The sequence below is a fragment of the Dactylosporangium sp. NPDC006015 genome (genome assembly GCF_040614215.1).
GTDB classification, from domain to species: domain Bacteria; phylum Actinomycetota; class Actinomycetes; order Mycobacteriales; family Micromonosporaceae; genus Dactylosporangium; species Dactylosporangium maewongense.
In genome coordinates this window covers 161,191-177,537 of record NZ_JBEXUD010000006.1, presented here as the reverse complement: position 1 = coordinate 177,537, position 16,347 = coordinate 161,191, and the positions used below count along the sequence as shown (strand labels likewise).

Genomic DNA, 16,347 nt, shown 5'->3' with positions numbered 1-16,347 from the left:
ACATGGAGCGGTTCACTTCGTTTGACGGCACCGGCATCGCCTACCAGGTGTGGGGCGAGCCTTCCGAGGCGCCACCCGTGGTGCTGCACCACGGTTTCGTGGTCGACGCCACCACCAATTTCGCCGTCCCCGGCGTCGTCGGCGCGCTGGTCGCGGCCGGCCGGCGGGTCGTCGCACCCGACGCACGCGGGCACGGCGCCTCCGACAAGCCGCACGACCCGGCCCGGTACGGCGAGCCCGCCATGGCCCGCGACCTCGGCTGCCTGCTCGACACCCTCGGCCTCGGCACGGTGGACCTGGTCGGGTACTCGATGGGCGCGGTCGTGTCGGCCATCTTCGCCGCCGGGAACGGCCCGCGGGTGCGGCGGCTGGTGCTGTCCGGGGTCGGCGCGGGGGTCGTCGAGCTCGGTGGCCTCGACACCCGGGTCATGCCGCCGGCCGAGGTCGCCGCGGTGCTGCTCACGTCGTCGCCGGCGGCGGTCGAGGCGTCCCCGGCCGCCGCGTTCCGCATGCTCGCCGACGCGGTCGGCGCGGACCGGGCCGCCCTCGCCGCGCAGGTCCACGCCGCGCACCGCACGCCGATCGCGCTCGACCGGATCACCGCGCCGACGCTCGTCCTGGTCGGGCAGGACGACGTCCTCGCCGCCCGCCCCGAGGTGCTCGCCGCCGCGATCCCGGACGCGCGCTGGAAGGCGGTGAGCGGCGACCACATGACCGCGCTGCGGTCCCCCGCGTACGCGCCGGCCCTCGTCGACTTCCTCAAGAGCTGACCCACCGGCGCAGCTCGCGGCGGGCGAGCGAGCGCCGGTGCACCTCGTCGGGCCCGTCGGCGATGCGGATCGTGCGGGCCTTCGCCCACAGCCCGGCCAGCGGCGTGTCCTGGCTGACGCCGGCCGCGCCGTGCGCCTGGACCGCCTTGTCCACGATCCATTCCACAGTGGACGGCACCGCGATCTTGATGGCCTGGATCTCGGTGTGGGCGCCCTGGTTGCCGACGCGGTCCATCAGCCACGCGGTCTTGAGCACCAGCAGCCGGGCCTGCTCGATGCGGACCCGCGACTCCGCGATCCAGTCCCGCACGACGCCCTGCTCCGCGAGGGGCCGGCCGAACGCGACCCGGGCCGTGACCCGCCGGCACATGAGCTCCAGGGCGCGTTCGGCCATGCCGATGAGCCGCATGCAGTGGTGGATGCGGCCCGGGCCGAGGCGCGCCTGGGCGATCGCGAAGCCGTCGCCCTCGCCGCCGATCAGATGGCCGGCCGGGACCCGTACACCGGCGAAATCGATCTCGGCGTGACCGCCGTGGTCGCCGTCGTCGTAGCCGAAGGTGCGCAGGCCGCGGCGGATGACGACGCCGGGGGTGTCGCGCGGCACCAGGATCATGCTCTGCTGCCGGTGCCGGTCGGCCGCCGGATCCGACTTGCCCATCACGATCAGCAGCTCGCAGTGCGGGCTCATCGCGCCGGTGGCGAACCACTTCCGGCCGTTGATGACGTACGAGTCGCCGTCGCGCTCGATGCGGGTGGCGATGTTCGTGGCGTCCGAGGAGGCGACGTCGGGCTCCGTCATGCAGAACGCGGACCGGATCCGGGCGTCCAGCAACGGTTTCAGCCACCGGTCGCGCTGCTCCCCGGTGCCGAACCCGGCGAGGAGCTCCATGTTGCCCGTGTCGGGGGCGGCGCAGTTGAGGGCGGCGGGGGCCAGCGACGGGCTGCGACCCATGATCTCGGCGAGGGGCGCGTACTGCAGGTTCGTCAGCCCGGGGCCGTGCTCGCCGGTCAGGAACAGGTTCCACAGCCCGCGCCGGCGGGCCTCCAGCCGCAGCTCGTCGAGGGCCTCCGCGTGCGGGCGCGCCTCCGCCGGGTACACGTGCTCGTCCATGAACGCCAGGAGCCGCTCGCGGTAGCCCTGCGTCACGGCGTCGAATTCGAAGTCCATCACAGCCTGCCCTGGTCGATCTTCTGCTGGAGCCGGTTCATGCCGTTGAGCCACCGGTCGGGGTCCTCGGCGCGGCGGGCGTAGTACGTGGCCACCTCGGGGTGCGGCAGGATCAGGAACTCCTCGCCCGCGAGCCCCTCGACGACCCGGTCCGCGACCTGCTCCGGGGTGAGCGCCGACCGGTCCAGCAGGCCGCGGCTGGGGCCCTCGCCGCGGGCCAGCATCGGCGTCTTCACCCCTTGCGGGCACAGTGCCTGCACGACGATGCCGCGGTGGGCGTACGTGACGCGCAGCCACTCCGCGTAGGCGAACGCGGCGTGCTTGGTGACCGCGTACGGCGCCTTGCCGAGCAGCGTCAGCATGCCCGCCGCGGACACGGTGGCGAGGAGCCGGCCGCGGCCCTTGGCGAGCCAGCGGGGCAGCAGCGCCCGGGAGGCGTACACGTGCGCCATCACGTTCACCTGCCAGGCCTGCTGCCAGGCGGCGTCGGGGGCGGTCGCGTCGCCGCCGGGCGCGACGCCGGCGTTGGCGCAGAACAGGTCGAGGGCGCCGAGCTTGTCCCAGGCGAAGTCGACGAGCCGGTCGACCTCGTCGGGGTCGGCGACGTCGCCGGAGAACGCGAGGCCGTCGATCTCGTACGCGACGCGGCGGGCGGCGCCGGCGTCGAGGTCGTTGACGACGATCTGCGCACCGAGGCCGGCGAGCCGGCGGGCGAGGGCGGCGCCGATCCCGGACCCTCCCCCGGTGATGACGACCGCGGCACCGTTGAGCTGCAGCCCGCTCATCCGGCCCGCCTCGCGCGGGTGACGCCGCCGTCGACGACGAGGGTCTGACCGGTGACCCAGCCCGCCTCGTCGGAGGCCAGGTACGCCACGGCACCCGCCACGTCGTCCGGCACGCCGAGCCTGCGCATCGGGTACAGCGCGGCGACGTCCTCCTCGCGCCCCTCGTACAGCGCGGCGGCGAAGCGCGTCTTCACCACCGCCGGCGCGACCGCGTTGACCCGCACCGCCGGCGCCAGCTCGGCGGCCAGGCACGATGTCAGGTGGTTGAGCGCCGCCTTGGTGACGCCGTAGAACGCGATCCCGGCCGGCGGGTGGATCGCCGACACCGACGACACGTTCACGACCGCCCCGCCCCGCGGCGGCGGCTTGCGGAACACCTCCTGCACCCAGCCGAGCGCGCTGACCACGTTGACCTCGAAGATCTTGCGGGCGGCGTCCAGGTCGAGCTCCAGCAGCGACCCGTAGACGGGGTTGATCCCGGTGTTGTTGACGAGGATGTCCGGCGGCCCGAACAGGTCCGCGGCGCGCCGGACCGTCTCGGCGCGGTGCTCCGGGTCGTCGGCGCGGCCCGCCACGGCGACCGCGTTGACCGGCCCGCCGAGCGCGCCGACCGCCTCCTCCAGGGCGTCCGGCTTGCGGGCGGTGATGCAGACCTTGGCGCCTTCCTCCACGAACCGCCGGGCGATGCCGAAGCCGATGCCCCGGCTCGCACCGGTGACGACGGCGACCCGTCCCGCCAGCCGCCCCACATGTTCGCTCATGCCCCTCCTTCGATCCCAGCGGAGTATATGCACTTGGAGTGTATGTTTTTCGGGACGGCCGTCAACCGTCGAGCGGCTATGCTGCTGCTCTCCGATGCACGACGAAGGGGGTGACGCCATGGAGCACGCCTGCCACCGCCCGGGCGTCACCGTCCGCCGCTGAGCCCTGCTCGCGGCACCACGCACGCCCGGGTCTGCGACCACCTGTGACCTGAAGTGCGAAGGGATCCACCCATGCAACTGCTCACCGACGTGCTCGACCTCGTCCGGCAGCACTACATCTTCCCGTCCGTCGCCGCGGAGGTCGTCACCGCGATCGAGGCCCGCGCCGCGGCCGGCGAGTTCGACGACCTCGGCGACGACGACCTCGCCGCCCGGGTGACCGAGTGCTTCCACGCGGTCAGCGGCGACAAGCACCTGCGGCTGCTCGTCCGCTCACCCGACCACCGCGCCGCCGTCACGCCGGAGGAGGCCGAGGCCGCCTGGCTGGAGGCGCAGCGGCTCGCCGGCCACCACATCGCCGCCGTGCAGCGGCTCGACGGCAACGTCGGCTACATCGACCTGCGCGGCGTCGCCGCACCGGGCACCGCCGGCGCCGCGATCACCGCCGCGATGGAGCTCGTCGCCCACACCGGCGCCCTCGTCTTCGACCTGCGCCGCAACAAGGGCGGCGACCCCGAAGGCGTCCAGCTGTGGCTCAGCTACCTGTTCCCCGACTCCGACACGCACCTCAACGACATCTACGACGGCGGCACGGCCCGCACCCGCCAGTTCTGGACCCTCGCGTACGTGCCGGGCAGCCGCTACCTCGACCGCCCCGTCTACGTGCTGACCAGCGCCTTCACCTTCTCCGGCGGGGAGGAGTTCGCCTACAACCTGAAGGCCCTGGGCCGGGCCACGCTCATCGGCGAGGTGACCCGGGGCGGCGCGCACCCGACCGACCGCTTCCCGGTCTCGCCGACGCTGGAGGTCGCGGTGCCCAACGCCCGCTCGGTCAACCCGGTCACCGGCACCAACTGGGAAGGCACCGGCGTCGTCCCCGACATCGCCGTCGCGGCCGGCGACGCGCTCACCGTCGCGCACCGCAAGGCCCTCGAGCACATCCTGACCACGTCGACATCGCACGCCGTGCTCGCCGAGGCACGGGAAGCGCTCGTTTTCTCATCCAACTCTTAAGGTCGCGGACCGGCGCTCTTAGGTGCGGGGCCGATGCTGGCAACGTCGGCCCCACACCGCCCCGCACCGGAGGACCACTGATGAGCGACACGAAACCACTCCCGGACGACCCGGACCGGCCCGCCGCCGACCCGACCCGGGACGCCCCGACGGTGAGCACCCCCGCCCACAGCGACCCGGCCGCCGCGCCCCTGGCCGCTCCTGCCGCCGCCGCGCCCGCTGCCACCCCGGCCGCTGCTGCCCCGGCCGCCGCCGGCGCTGCCCCGGCCGCCGCCGCCACGCCCGACCCCGCGCCGGGCGAGCCGGTCTGGGCGGCGGAGCCGCCGCCCGCGGGCCACGCGGCACCCGCGGCCCCGCTCCGGACCCACCCGGCGGGCAGCCGTTGGCGGAGGTCCCGCGTCCCTGTGCTGGTCGGCGCCGCCGGCCTGGTGCTCGGCTGCTGCCTGGGCGGGGGCATCGTCGCCGCCGGCGTGGCGGTCTTCGGCGACGGCCACCGCGGCGACGACCGGATCAAGATCGACCGCAACGACCGCGGCGACAACGGATTCCGCCCCGGCGGCCGCGAAGGCAACGGCCGCGGGGTCCGGCCCGGCCAGAACCCCGGCCAGAACCCGGGACAGGGCCCCGGCCAGGGCGGCAACCGCCGACCCGGCCCACCGGCCGCGTCCACCGCCCCGGCCCCCACGACCGCCGTTCCAGCCCCGTCCGCTTCCTGACCCGGACCGGACAGCCGCCGCGGCGACCCCCAGCCGGCTTCCAGACGTGGAGAAGCCCGGCGCACGCCGCCGCCGCTCGGATGAGCCCGCCCCGGTAACGGGGCGGGCTCACGGTCTCCTAGCGGAGGTTGAACCGCCGGTCCAGGGCCGGGTCGCGGTCGTCGAGGGAGGAGATGTACGACGGGGCCGCCAGGGCGAGCGCCGCCGGGGCGGACACCCCCGCCCAGCGCTGCACGGCCGCCGTCGCGGTCGCGGACTCCGCCGGGGTGAGGCGGCTGATGTTCGAGCCGTGGTTGTAGCCGGCCGCCGTGTAGGACAGCGAATCCCTCGTGCCCGGCCCGAGGCGGAAGGGCTCCGCGCCCCAGGGGTCGTTCTGGCCGTACACGAACAGCAGCCGCCGACCGAAGAGCTTCACCCACACGTCGATGTCGTCCATCGCGAAGGGCTGGAAGCGCGGCACGATGTCGCGCGGGATGTAGGACTGCGCCCGGTCCTGGCCCCGATAGTGCTGGAGGCCGGCGAGGTGCGGCAGCGACACGTCCGGGTAGCCCAGCTGGTAGGCCGCCTGGAAGTAGTACGGGACGTAGGGGTTCACGCCCTGGTCCGTGTTGGAGTCGATGCCGTAGATGGCGTCCAGCCACGCCCAGATGTCGTCGCTGGACGCGGTCGGCGCCGGCACGTCGACGCAGTCGCTCTCCAGGCTGTACTGCCAGAACGCCCAGGTGGTGCCGTTCACCATGAACTCGAACGCCCTGTCGGCGCTGCCGACGACCGTGAACGTGCGGGCGTTGGCCGCGGCCCACGCCTCGTAGCGGGCGACGAGTTCCGCGCGGCGGCGCAGCGCCTCGACCTGCACGGCGTCGAGCGCGGCCCGGCACTGCGCGGTGCCCACCTTGGTGAAGAACCGGTCGTACGCCGAGTCCTCGGCGTTGTTGACGTCCTGCGGCGCGACGTAGGCGACGGTGCCGTCGACGTCACTGGGGTAGAAGCGACGGTGATAGATCGAGGTCATGCCGCCCTTGCTGGCGCCCGTCGAGATCCACTTCTGCGAGTAGATCGGCTTGAGCGCGGCGACGAGACGGTGGTGGTCGGTGGCGGCCTGCCAGATCGTGAGCTTCGACCAGTCCGCAGGGTCGGGCCGCGACGGGGTGAAGTACCGCTGCTCGACGGAGATCTGGTTGCCGTCGACGAGCCGGGTGGGCTCGGAGCGGAACGCGTACCCCGGGACGTTGTAGCCGGTCGTGTGCAGCACCGTCGGCCGGTCGGTGCCCCGGTGCAGGAGCGTGAACCGCTGCTGGAACGTGCCCGCCGACGGCCGCAGGTGGTCGACCGGCTGGGTGATGCTCAGGACGAAGAACCGGTACGGCGCGGCGACCGGCTGCTCCTCCAGCACGGTCACGCCCGGGGCCGCCTCGAGCTGGTCGCGGATGTCGGTCGCGGCCGCCGCGGGGCTCCCGGCCACCACCGCCCCGACCAGCCCGAGCAGCGGCACTGCCATCGACACCAGCACACGCCTGAAGCGTGTCATCGCGCCCTCCCATCGACGATTTCGAGTACGTCGATGCACGCTATCGAGGGTCCGCCGCCTTCCGGCCCTCGTCCTGGCCCTTGACCTGCCGGTCCGGTGGCGTCAGATGCCGGCCGAGAAGCGGTCGGGCAGGCCGTGACGGGCGGCGACCGGGTTCCACACCGCGAGGAACCGCGCCTTCGCGTCGCCGGCCAGCCGCGACTGGCGCTGCGCCTCCTGGTAGTCGGCCTGGTAGTCGGCCTGGTAGTCGGCCTGGTAGTCGGCCCCGCCGCCGCCGTCGCAGCCGCCGGACTGGACGGCCTGGCCCCACAGGACGAAGCCGCGGTCGGCGGCGAGGGAGTAGCGCAGCGCGTCGGTGAGCAGGCCCCGGAGCTGCTCGCCCTCGGGGAGAGCGGACAGGTCGGCCGCGGCCACGGCGTCCAGCTGGGCCTGCCGCTCGGTGCCGACGGCGCGCAGGTCGGCGACCGCCTGCTCGACGGCGGTGCAGTCGTCGACCCGGGCGATGGCGGCGTTGAGCTTGGTCCTGCTGGCGACGCTGGCGTCGAGCACCGCGTCGACGGCGGCGGCCTGGGCCCGCGGGTCGCCGGGCACCGCGCCCGGCGCCGCGACCTGCGTCGGCTGACCCTGGCTCGCCGGCTGCCCGGTTGACTGCCCGGTTGACTGGCTGGCTGACTGGCCGGTTGACTGCCCGGGGATCTTCGGCCAGGCCGCGCCGGCGGTCGATCCGGCGGACGCGGGGGTGAAGCGGGTCCCGCCGGTCATCCGTACAACGGCGATGATGGCGCCGGCGAGCACCAGCACCGCGACGATCACGGTCAGCGGGACGCCGGCGCGGGACCGCTGCGGCGCCGCGTAGAGCCCGCGCGGCGGACCCGGCGCCGGGGACAGCGAGACGGGCGGCCCGGAGACCGGCGCCCCAGGGACCGGCATGCCGTACGGCGGCCCTGAGTCCGGCGAGCCGGAGACCGGTGGGTCGGAGATCAGTTGGTCCGGGGTCAGTGGGCCGGAGATCGGTGGCCATGAGGCCGGCACGGCGGCGTCCTGGGCGTCCTGGGACGGCGACCAGGCGACCGGCGGCCACGAGACGTGCGGCGGGGGCAGCGGCGGCAGGCCGTGGGCGTCCGGGATCGGACGCGGCTCAGGCGCGGCGACGGCCGGCTCGGGGTTGGGCGGTGCGGGCCTCATCGAGAAGCCGCAGTTCGCGCACCGGATCGCGGCGGCGTCGTTGCCCGGAAAGGCGCAGATCGGGCACGTCATGCCACCGAGCGTATTGACGGGCACACGGCCGGCGACACCTCCGTCGGGGCCGACTCGACTGCCGACGGTCGGGTGCGGGTGGCCGTCAGGACGCACCCATTCGTGTCACGACTGCCCCTCGGCGCGGCGTGCGGCGGCCTCCTTCTGCCGGGCGCGAAGCTGCTTGTACTGCTCACGGGCCTCGGGGTGCCAGCCCTGGATGGCGCCCTCCACGGTCGCCGGGCCGAAGATCTTGAAGAAGAACTCGCCGAACCGATCTTTCGGTGTGCGCTGCGACCGCTTGAACATGCCCGAGACCCAATCGCTTGGTGTGCCAATAGTTGGTGTACCAATCGTCAGTGTACACTCGATCTCGTGACCGACAACCTCGAGGATCCGCTCGCCCTGGAGCGCCAGGTGTGCTTCGCCCTGGCGGTGGCCTCGCGCAACGTCATCGCGCTCTACCGGCCGCTGCTGGAGCCGATGGGCCTGACCCACCCGCAGTATCTGGTGATGCTGGCGCTGTGGCAGCGGGCGCCGCTGTCGGTCAAGGAGCTCAGCGGCCTGCTCCAGCTCGACCCGGGCACGCTGTCGCCGCTGCTGAAGCGGCTCGAGGCGGCCGGGCTGATCAGCCGGCAGCGGGCGCGCGACGACGAGCGGCTCCTCGCGGTCACGCTGACCGCCGAGGGGCAGGAGCTGCGGCGGCAGGCGGAGCTGATCCCGCCGGCCGTGTTCGCCCGGCTCGGCATGCCCCTCGACGACCTGCTCCAGCTGCACGCCGCGCTCACCAAGGTCATCGAGGTCACCCAGAAGGAAGGGCCGGACGCCTCCTGAAGCGGAGCGCGCCCGGCCTGCCGCCCGCCTAGCGGCCGCCCATACCCCCGCCGGCCGGTGCCTGACCGGCGGTGACCGCCACGGCCAGGGTGGCCGAGCCGAGCGTGCCGCCCTGGGCGAGGCCGCCGGTGGAGGTGCCGGTCGAGGTCCCGCCGGTGTAGATCTTGTACTGGCTGCCGCCGGCGATCCCGGGTGCGGAGTAGACGAGGTTCTGGGTCGCCTTCGACGTGACGAACGTGGCGACCACCTTCCCCGAGCCGTCGACGACCTGGACGGCGGTGCCGGCGGCGACGGTGCCCGTGAAGGTCGCCGACAGCCAGCCCTGCGGGGAGTCGGTGCCGGGCGCGACCACCATGCCGGAGCTGCCGGCCGCGGCGAGGACGCCGCCGCTGATCGTGAAGCTGCCGTTGACGTCGAGGGCGCCGTTGCCGCGCTGGGTGGGGCCGTTGACGACGAGCGTGCCGCCGGTCATGGTCGCGGTGCCGTTGGAGTCGAACCCGTCGCCGCCGGCGTCGATGACGAGGGTGCCGCCGGTGATCGTGGCCGTGAAGTCGCCGACCTCCTCCCCACCGCCGCCGCCACCGAAGCCCCCGCCGCCGCCCTGCCGCCCGCCGGGCCCGCCCTGCGCACCCGTGCCGCCGCCAGACGAGTCGCCGCCGGATGAGCTGCTGGAGGAGCCCGAGGCGTTGAGGCCGTCGTCGCTGGAGGTGACCGACACGTCGCCGCCGTTGACGGTGATGTGCGCCGACTCGAGGCCCTCGTAGGACTTCGCGACCTTCACCGTGCCCTTGTCGATGACGAGGGCCGTCTCGCCGTGCACGCCGTCGTCGCCCGCGGACAGGGTGAGCGTGACGCCGTTGAGGTGCACGGCGCCGTCGCTGTGCACCGCGTCGTCGGCGGCGTCGACGGTCGCGGTGCCGCCCTCCAGCACGCTGATCACGCCCGACTTCAGGCCCTTGACGGACGTGTCGCCGGCCTTCGCGGCGCTGCCGCCGCCCGCGGTGACCGTGATCGTGCCGCCGGTCTGGACCAGGTCGGTGGTGGCGTCGACCCCGTCGCCTCCGGCCGTGACCCGCAGCGTGCCGCCGCGCACGGCGACGTAGCCGGCGTCGGCCTTCTCGGCGTTGTCGGCCTTGAGCCCGTCGCCGCCGGCCCGCACGGTGATCGTGCCGCCGGTGACGACGAGGTAGTCCTTGCCGCGGATGCCGTCGTCCACGGCGTCGACGGTGACGGTGCCGCCGGCGATGACCAGCCCGTCCTTGCCGGTGATCGCGTCGTTGCCCTTGCCGTGCACGGTCAGCGCGCCGGACCCGGCGATCGTCAGGTCCGCGGCGCTGTACAGGGCGGCGTTGACGTCGGCGTCGTCCGCGTACGTGGTGGCGTCCGACAGCGTGTTGGTGCTGCCGTCGGCGAGGATGACGACGACCTGCCCGGCCGCCGTCGCCGCGATCGCCGCGCCGCCGGAGTTGCTGATCGTGGCGCCGTCGAGGACGAGCTTGACGGTGGCGTCGCCCGCGTCGACGACGATCTGCCCGTCGGCGAGGGTGCCGGTGATCCGGTACGTGCCGCCCGCGGTGATCGTCACCTTCCCGCCGTCGACGGTGACGCCCTTGTTCGCGGCGACGGAGGCCGACGAGCCCGACAGCGTGATCGTGACCGCGTCGGAGGCGCTCCAGGCTGTGTCGGATTGATGGACGGCGGTGTTCGCGGCGAGGACCGCGGCCGCGCTCTGGGTGGCGTCGGCGGTCGCGGCCGCGGCGGCCGTCGACTGGGTGGTGCCACCCGACCCGGCCGAGGAGCCGGAGGAGCCGCAACCGGCGAGGGCGGCGGTGGCGAGGACGGCGGACGCGACGGCGGCCAGTACACGGGAACGGATGCGCATCTCAGGACTCCCGGGTGGAAGGGGCGGAAGGGAAGTGCCGGCGCAGCGTCTGCGTCCAGCGGTTCGCGGGCAGTTCCGGCCGCAGCGCGGCGAGGCCGGTGGCGTACTTGGACATCGGGCAGGACCCCGCCGGTGTACGGCGCCCGCTCCTTCACCGTGGTGCCGCGTGGCCCGCGGGTCTTCACCTCGACGAACCGCCCGCCGGTGTCCACGTAGGTGCGGACCCGCACCTTGAAGCGGCGGCGCCGGCGGTGCGCGGCGGCGAGGTAGCTGTCCAGGCCGGGCGTGTCGAAGTAGTCGGAGCGGTAGCCGAACCGGCGCCGGCCGCCGATGTCGAGGACCTTGGCGGTGCCGGCGAGGCGGCGCAGCACCCCGGGGAGCCGGTCGGCGGGCAGGAGGTACTTGCGGTCGACCCGGGTCTGCAGCGACGCCTGCCGCACGAGCTCGTCCAGGCCGATCGGGTCGAGGTGGTCAGTGCCGTGGTCAAGGACGTCGGTGCCGAGCATCGTGGTCACACCGTCACCCGCTCGACGTTCCGCTCGACGTTCGGCGCGGCGCCGGACGCAGTGCCGGTGACGTACCGGACCTCGACGAGCGTCGTGTCGTTGACCAGGTCGACGTGGCGGACGGTCAGGTTGACCACCCGGCCGCCGAGCCGGCCCTCCAGGTGGGCCCGCAGCGCGGTCTCGTCGGTGTGGGCGCGGTCCAGGTGCATGGTCTGCTGGCGGTACCGGCCGAACAGCCGCGGATGGTCGGCGACGAACAGCCCGCCGATGACGAGCGCCATCAGCCCGGCGGTGAGCCAGCCGACCGTGGGGCTGAGCCCGGCGAGCAGGCCGAGCGCAAGGGCGGCGAAGTAGTAGGCGATCTCGTGCTGGGCGATCTCGTTGGAGCGCAGCCGGATGATCGACAGAACCCCGAACAGGCCGAGGCCGAGGCCCGCGCCGACCGACGACGAGCCGAGCACCATCGAGGTGGCGAGGACGCCGAGGTTCACCCCCAGGAACGCCACGACGAGGTCCCGGCGGTGGTGGCGGGGAAAGTACACCCCGAAGGTCAGTACGGCGATGGCGACCAGGTCGACACCGATGATCATCAAGTCGTCCACGGGAGATCCTTCATCCTTCAGTTCGTGACGCGTTCATCAAGCCGGGCGGGTCTGTGCGCCACCTGTGAGGGCGCTGTGCTGCGGCTCCCGAACACGAACCGCTGCTGCGTGACGTAGCTGACGGCGAACAGCACCGCCTCGGTGGCCACCTTCGCGGGCAGCAGCGGCAGGCCGGCCCGCACGAGCGTGGCGAGCACCAGGTAGTTGGCGACCGCGAGGACGGCGACCAGCGTCCAGTACCGGCGAGCCGCCACGGGAAGGGAGGACCGCCCGCCGCCGAAGACGAGACACCGGTTGACCGCGAAGTTGGTGGTGGAGCTGACCGCCCGGGCGGCGAGCACCGACGGCAGCAGCGCGCCGGTCGCCGCGTGCAGCGCGAACAGCACCGCCGCGTCCACCACCCCGGCCAGCATCGACGACCCGGCGAACCTGAGCAGCGGCGCGTACACGCGGGCCGAGTCGACGAGCGGGCGGAAGTGCGACGACGCGTTGCGCTCTAGGTAGGACGACGCGTTGCGCTCCAGGTAGACGGTCGCGATCGGCACCTGGTCGACCGGGTGGCCGTCGCGGGCGGCGAGCAGCAGGGCGCGCATCTCGTAGTCGAACCGCTCCCCCGGCACCTCCCGCAGCCACCCGAGCAGCTCCCGCGGGTAGCCGCGCAGGCCGGTCTGCGTGTCCTGGACCCGGCTGCCGGTGACGGCCGCGAAGCACACCCTGGTCAGCGCGTTGCCGACCCGGCTGCGCAGCGGCACCGGCCCGGTGAACCACCGCACGCCGAGGGTCGTCCGCCGCGTCCGCCGTACGTGCGCCGCGACCCGCAGGACGTCCTCGCGAACACCGCGTCGTTGTCCGCGGCGATCCGCGACGTGTTCTCCACGATGTTCGTCCCGGATACGGACCGAACGTGTGCCGACCTTCCGCGTTCGCTGCGACCCCGCTGTGTCTGTCGTCCCTGCGACCGGAAGCGCCGCTCCTTCGCAAGGACGCGCTGTGGAGAGCGCTCCCTCGACACCGAGGTGAGGGGTGGTCGCGGCGCGTGGGCGGTCACACACGCGTACGGGCTGCGGGAAAGCGGATTCTTGGAGAGCGCTCTCCCATTTGTCGGAATCCATTGACACCGATCCCGTACGAGGTTCACTGTGAAACCACAGAGAGCGCTCTCTTGCAAGATCATTCGCTGGGCCCGCTGCCACAGGCCCGGTGCCGGCCGGGCCCCGCCCCCGGCCGTTCCCGCAGAACCGGAGGACCCGTCATGTCCCGTAGTGCCCTCGCGGGCAGAACGCGGCTGCGCACCTTGGTGCTCGGTGCCGCGCTCACCGCGCTGGTCGGCACGTTCCTCACCGCCCAGGCCCTGCAGTCCGCCGACGCCGCCGAGACCCCGCTGTCACAGGGCCGGCCGGCGACGGCGTCCTCGACCGAGAACGGGGGCACCCCCGCCTCCAACGCGGTCGACGGCAACACCACCACCCGGTGGTCGAGCGCGTTCAGCGACCCGCAGTGGCTGCAGGTCGACCTGGGCGCGACCGCCACGATCACCAAGGTCGTGCTCAACTGGGAGGCCGCCTACGCGCGCGGCTTCACCATCCAGACGTCCGCGAACGGCACCTCGTGGACGACGATCAACACCACCACCAACGGCACGGGCGGCGTGCAGACGCTCACCGTGAACGGATCCGGCCGGTACGTGCGGCTGAACACCACGGTCCGCGCCACGCAGTACGGGGTGTCGCTGTTCGAGTTCCAGGTGTTCGGCACCGGCGGGGTCCAGCCCACGCCGACCGGCAGCGCGTCGTCCGGCGCCGGCTGGATCAAGATGGACCAGGCGAAGTGGGCCGCGCAGCTCGCGCAGTTCAACGCGATGACCATGCACCCGGCGCCCGCCAACGCCGTGCGGGTCTCGGAGTTCAACGCCGCGTGCACCTACAGCCACTCGTTCAAGGACGACCCGATCGTCTTCCCCGGCCTGCCGGGCGCGTCGCACATGCACAGCTTCCTGGGCAACCGCGGTACCAACGCCAACACCACCACCGAGTCGCTGCTGGCGAACACGTCGTCGAGCTGCGGCCCGGCGCTCGACCACTCCGCCTACTGGATCCCGACGCTGTACGAGCGGGGCGTGGCAATCGAGCCGCGCGGCGTGACCGTGTACTACGGCTCGCGCCTGCAGGACCCGACGAAGACGGTGCCGTTCCCGCAGGGCTTCCGGATGATCGCCGGTGACGCCAAGCGGCAGGTGGCGACCCCGTCCGGCGCGCCGGGCCAGTTCTGGTGCGCGGGTCCGGGCGGCGAGATCGGGCGCAGCGCCGACGGCAACTGGCCGATCTGCGCGCAGACCGCCAACCTCACCTTCCAGCTCGTCTTCCAGGACTGCTGGGACGGGATCAACCTGGACAGCCCCGACCACAAGTCGCACGTGTCGACCAACCTGGTCAACGGGCAGTGCGGCGGGGCGTTCCCGGTCGCGATCCCGAACGTCTCCTTCGTCATCGACTACAACACGCACGGCAGCGCGGACGGCTACACCCTCGCGTCGGGCATGGCGTCGTCGATGCACGGCGACAACTTCTTCGCCTGGGACAACGTGGCCCTCGGCCAGCGGGTGAAGGACTGCATCGTCCAGAAGGCCAAGTGCAACACCGCCGGCACGTTCTGACGACCGTCCGGCGACACTGACGTTCCACGGGTGAGAGACGTGGTCTCGGCTGGCGGGCCGGGACCACGTTCCCCCTGTCAGGTGCGCGCGGCTACGCGGAGGACCTAGCCCCGGCGCCACTTCTGGTTGGAGCTGCCGGTGCACGTCCACTGGATGAGCTTCGCGCCGTCGGCGCTGTTGAAGGACTGGATGTCCAGGCACTTGCCGGACTGCAGGTTCACGATGTCGCCCGCGGCGTTGAGCGTGAAGCGCTGCGCGCCGGTGCCGTTGCAGGTCCAGATCTGGATCTTCGCGTCGTTGGCGAGGGACCCGGCCGCGACGTCCATGCACTTGCCGCCGGCCTGGATGGTGTCGCCGACGAACGTCCAGTTCTGCGCGCCGGTGCCGTTGCAGGTCCACATCTGCAGCTGGTTGCCGTCGGTGAAGTTCGACGACGGCACGTCGACGCACTTGTTGTTCATGTTGCTGATGATGCGGTTGCCGGTCGGCTGCGGGTTGCCGCCGCCGGTGAACGAGGTGAGCACGATGCCGGCCGCCCGCGGGTCGCCGTCGTGCACGAGGGACTCGAAGGCGCCCACGTCGTCGAAGGGGAAGGCGTACGCCTTGCCGTCGACCATGTTCGCGTGAATGATCTTGGCGTACTGGTTGGTCGGGTTGTTCTTGTAGAAGTCCGCCGCGTTGGTGCTGGGCTGGGTGTCGATGGTGCCGAGCGTGCCGCGGTTGAGCGCGGCGCACAGCGTGCGGGAGATCGGCCCGACGACGAGGTCGTTGGGCGCGGCGAGGCGGCCGGCGCAGCCCCACACGTCGGCGCTCGTCGGCCGCTGGAACGACGCGACCTGCTGGCCGGCGGAGTTGGTGAAGTTCATGGTCGTGCCGGAGACCCGCCCGAAGTACTTCGTGTTCGGCTGGTCGCCGAAGGGCACCACGGTGAGGGTCTTCGACGCGTAGGCGCCCCACGCCGAGTTGATGTAGGAGTCGAGGTACGTGGAGCTGAGCCCGCCCGCCTCGGCCGCCTTGCCCGGGGCGAGGACGCGCAGCACGGTGCCGTCGCCGCGGGTGTAGATCGAGCCGCCCCAGCCGGCCTGGTTCCGGATGCCGTTGATGACGGCGTCGCGGCCGCCGGCGACGAGGTCACCGGTCCGCTTCGTCGCGCCCGTGGCGCCGGTGACGGTCACGGCGTGCGGCACCGCGAACATGTCGACCTGCGAGCTGTTGAGCCACAGGCCGGAGTCGTTGTAGGTGAACTCGCTCCAGTCGAAGAGGATGTCGCGGTTGGAGTCCCCGCCCGCCCACGGCGCGGGCTGCACGAGCCCGTCCGGGGTGAGGTAGAAGTTGATCCGCTGGCCGAGGGAGAAGTACACCCGGCCGGACAGCCCGCGCGGGATCTGGATGACCTTCGAGCCGCCGTTGCCGGGGCCCGCGATCGACACGTCGGGAGCCGGGGTCGGCGGGAGGCCGCCCGCCGGCCAGTTGTTGAACGTGCCGGCCGAGTTGACGTAGCCGAGCCGCCCGGTGCTCAGGTTGACGCCGAGCACGTAGAGGTAGACGGCGTCGCCGCGTCCGGTCGAGTTGGTGACGGTCATGGGCAGCAGGTTGGGCCCGATCGCCTGCGCGGCGGTGCCGGCCGTCAATATGGCCGGTACCGCCAGCAGGAGGGTTGCGGCTGCGCGCAGCAGCCTTCTCATGGTGCGCAAGGTGGCTCCTCGGTTCCGCTGGACAGCCCCGGTCGC

The 16,347-nt window shown here is 72.9% G+C and carries 15 protein-coding genes and 1 pseudogene; 5 read left to right on the top strand and 11 right to left on the bottom strand.

The window, feature by feature from the left end; translation table 11 throughout:
* The first annotated feature begins 2 nt into the window (after nt 1-2).
* The gene (locus ABZ321_RS13225) at nt 3-770 is read left to right on the top strand and encodes an alpha/beta fold hydrolase (protein WP_344501925.1); all 768 of its coding nucleotides are present in this window, start codon (nt 3-5) and stop codon (nt 768-770) included.
* On the opposite strand, the gene ABZ321_RS13220 is transcribed toward ABZ321_RS13225, so the two are convergent.
* The 3 genes from ABZ321_RS13220 to ABZ321_RS13210 are packed head-to-tail and all read right to left on the bottom strand — an operon-like array spanning nt 760 to nt 3,484.
* Nucleotides 760-1,938: an acyl-CoA dehydrogenase family protein gene (locus ABZ321_RS13220; RefSeq protein WP_354891045.1), complete on the bottom strand. Its 1,179-nt coding sequence runs from the start codon at nt 1,936-1,938 to the stop codon at nt 760-762. The two genes, ABZ321_RS13225 and ABZ321_RS13220, sit on opposite strands and share 11 nt — an antisense overlap.
* Nucleotides 1,938-2,723, bottom strand: coding sequence for an SDR family oxidoreductase (locus ABZ321_RS13215; RefSeq protein ID WP_354891044.1), 786 nt, complete (start codon nt 2,721-2,723; stop codon nt 1,938-1,940). Before ABZ321_RS13215 ends, ABZ321_RS13220 begins: the two co-directional genes overlap by 1 nt.
* On the bottom strand, nt 2,720-3,484 hold the full coding sequence (locus tag ABZ321_RS13210) for an SDR family oxidoreductase (protein WP_354891043.1): 765 nt from the start codon (nt 3,482-3,484) through the stop codon (nt 2,720-2,722). Before ABZ321_RS13210 ends, ABZ321_RS13215 begins: the two co-directional genes overlap by 4 nt.
* A 234-nt stretch (nt 3,485-3,718) precedes the next feature.
* Between ABZ321_RS13210 and ABZ321_RS13205 the strand changes: the two genes are divergently transcribed.
* Together ABZ321_RS13205 and ABZ321_RS13200 are read left to right on the top strand one after the other, a co-directional pair.
* Nucleotides 3,719-4,660 carry a S41 family peptidase gene (locus tag ABZ321_RS13205; protein ID WP_354891042.1) on the top strand — a complete coding sequence of 314 codons (942 nt, stop codon included), beginning with the start codon at nt 3,719-3,721 and terminating at the stop codon, nt 4,658-4,660.
* Between the two features lie 80 nt (nt 4,661-4,740).
* Complete coding sequence (locus ABZ321_RS13200; protein ID WP_354891041.1) at nt 4,741-5,376, top strand: hypothetical protein; 636 nt, start codon at nt 4,741-4,743, stop codon at nt 5,374-5,376.
* A 118-nt stretch (nt 5,377-5,494) separates the two neighbouring features.
* Here ABZ321_RS13200 and ABZ321_RS13195 read toward each other — a convergent pair whose 3' ends face one another.
* The 3 genes from ABZ321_RS13195 to ABZ321_RS13185 form a co-directional block, all read right to left on the bottom strand.
* On the bottom strand, nt 5,495-6,904 hold the full coding sequence (locus tag ABZ321_RS13195) for a S28 family serine protease (RefSeq protein WP_354891040.1): 1,410 nt from the start codon (nt 6,902-6,904) through the stop codon (nt 5,495-5,497).
* A gap of 102 nt (nt 6,905-7,006) precedes the next feature.
* Entirely contained in the window at nt 7,007-8,161 is a 1,155-nt protein-coding gene (locus ABZ321_RS13190; RefSeq protein ID WP_354891039.1) for a hypothetical protein, read from the bottom strand.
* Between the two features lie 105 nt (nt 8,162-8,266).
* Nucleotides 8,267-8,449 carry a hypothetical protein gene (locus ABZ321_RS13185; protein WP_344504802.1) on the bottom strand — a complete coding sequence of 61 codons (183 nt, stop codon included), beginning with the start codon at nt 8,447-8,449 and terminating at the stop codon, nt 8,267-8,269.
* A gap of 66 nt (nt 8,450-8,515) precedes the next feature.
* Between ABZ321_RS13185 and ABZ321_RS13180 the strand changes: the two genes are divergently transcribed.
* Nucleotides 8,516-8,974 (top strand): MarR family transcriptional regulator, encoded by a 459-nt coding sequence (locus tag ABZ321_RS13180; protein ID WP_354891038.1) that lies wholly within the window; start codon nt 8,516-8,518, stop codon nt 8,972-8,974.
* 28 nt (nt 8,975-9,002) lie between these two features.
* Here ABZ321_RS13180 and ABZ321_RS13175 read toward each other — a convergent pair whose 3' ends face one another.
* From ABZ321_RS13175 to ABZ321_RS13160, 4 genes and pseudogenes are all read right to left on the bottom strand, one after another.
* Nucleotides 9,003-10,856: a carbohydrate-binding domain-containing protein gene (locus ABZ321_RS13175; protein WP_354891037.1), complete on the bottom strand. Its 1,854-nt coding sequence runs from the start codon at nt 10,854-10,856 to the stop codon at nt 9,003-9,005.
* 194 nt (nt 10,857-11,050) lie between these two features.
* Nucleotides 11,051-11,362: pseudogene (locus tag ABZ321_RS13170) on the bottom strand (VTC domain-containing protein); the annotation flags it as partial.
* A gap of 5 nt (nt 11,363-11,367) precedes the next feature.
* Nucleotides 11,368-11,964, bottom strand: a complete 597-nt coding sequence (locus ABZ321_RS13165) for a DUF4956 domain-containing protein (protein ID WP_354891036.1) — start codon at nt 11,962-11,964, stop codon at nt 11,368-11,370.
* A 17-nt stretch (nt 11,965-11,981) separates the two neighbouring features.
* Entirely contained in the window at nt 11,982-12,737 is a 756-nt protein-coding gene (locus ABZ321_RS13160; protein WP_354891035.1) for a GtrA family protein, read from the bottom strand.
* 479 nt (nt 12,738-13,216) lie between these two features.
* Between ABZ321_RS13160 and ABZ321_RS13155 the strand changes: the two genes are divergently transcribed.
* Nucleotides 13,217-14,617, top strand: a complete 1,401-nt coding sequence (locus tag ABZ321_RS13155) for a DUF1996 domain-containing protein (protein ID WP_354891034.1) — start codon at nt 13,217-13,219, stop codon at nt 14,615-14,617.
* Between the two features lie 104 nt (nt 14,618-14,721).
* Here ABZ321_RS13155 and ABZ321_RS13150 read toward each other — a convergent pair whose 3' ends face one another.
* Nucleotides 14,722-16,302: a beta-1,3-glucanase family protein gene (locus tag ABZ321_RS13150; protein ID WP_344504796.1), complete on the bottom strand. Its 1,581-nt coding sequence runs from the start codon at nt 16,300-16,302 to the stop codon at nt 14,722-14,724.
* Nucleotides 16,303-16,347 lie beyond the last annotated feature (45 nt).

Excerpts from the sequence above, each read along its gene's own strand:
- ABZ321_RS13190 (WP_354891039.1), bottom strand. The coding sequence starts at position 8,161 with ATGACGTGCCCGATCTGCGCCTTTCCGGGCAACGACGCCGCCGCGATC.
- ABZ321_RS13220 (WP_354891045.1), bottom strand. The coding sequence starts at position 1,938 with ATGGACTTCGAATTCGACGCCGTGACGCAGGGCTACCGCGAGCGGCTC.
- ABZ321_RS13215 (WP_354891044.1), bottom strand. The coding sequence starts at position 2,723 with ATGAGCGGGCTGCAGCTCAACGGTGCCGCGGTCGTCATCACCGGGGGA.
- ABZ321_RS13155 (WP_354891034.1), top strand. The coding sequence starts at position 13,217 with ATGTCCCGTAGTGCCCTCGCGGGCAGAACGCGGCTGCGCACCTTGGTG.
- ABZ321_RS13210 (WP_354891043.1), bottom strand. The coding sequence starts at position 3,484 with ATGAGCGAACATGTGGGGCGGCTGGCGGGACGGGTCGCCGTCGTCACC.
- ABZ321_RS13200 (WP_354891041.1), top strand. The coding sequence starts at position 4,741 with ATGAGCGACACGAAACCACTCCCGGACGACCCGGACCGGCCCGCCGCC.
- ABZ321_RS13195 (WP_354891040.1), bottom strand. The coding sequence starts at position 6,904 with ATGACACGCTTCAGGCGTGTGCTGGTGTCGATGGCAGTGCCGCTGCTC.
- ABZ321_RS13225 (WP_344501925.1), top strand. The coding sequence starts at position 3 with ATGGAGCGGTTCACTTCGTTTGACGGCACCGGCATCGCCTACCAGGTG.
- ABZ321_RS13175 (WP_354891037.1), bottom strand. The coding sequence starts at position 10,856 with ATGCGCATCCGTTCCCGTGTACTGGCCGCCGTCGCGTCCGCCGTCCTC.
- ABZ321_RS13150 (WP_344504796.1), bottom strand. The coding sequence starts at position 16,302 with ATGAGAAGGCTGCTGCGCGCAGCCGCAACCCTCCTGCTGGCGGTACCG.
- ABZ321_RS13205 (WP_354891042.1), top strand. The coding sequence starts at position 3,719 with ATGCAACTGCTCACCGACGTGCTCGACCTCGTCCGGCAGCACTACATC.
- ABZ321_RS13185 (WP_344504802.1), bottom strand. The coding sequence starts at position 8,449 with ATGTTCAAGCGGTCGCAGCGCACACCGAAAGATCGGTTCGGCGAGTTC.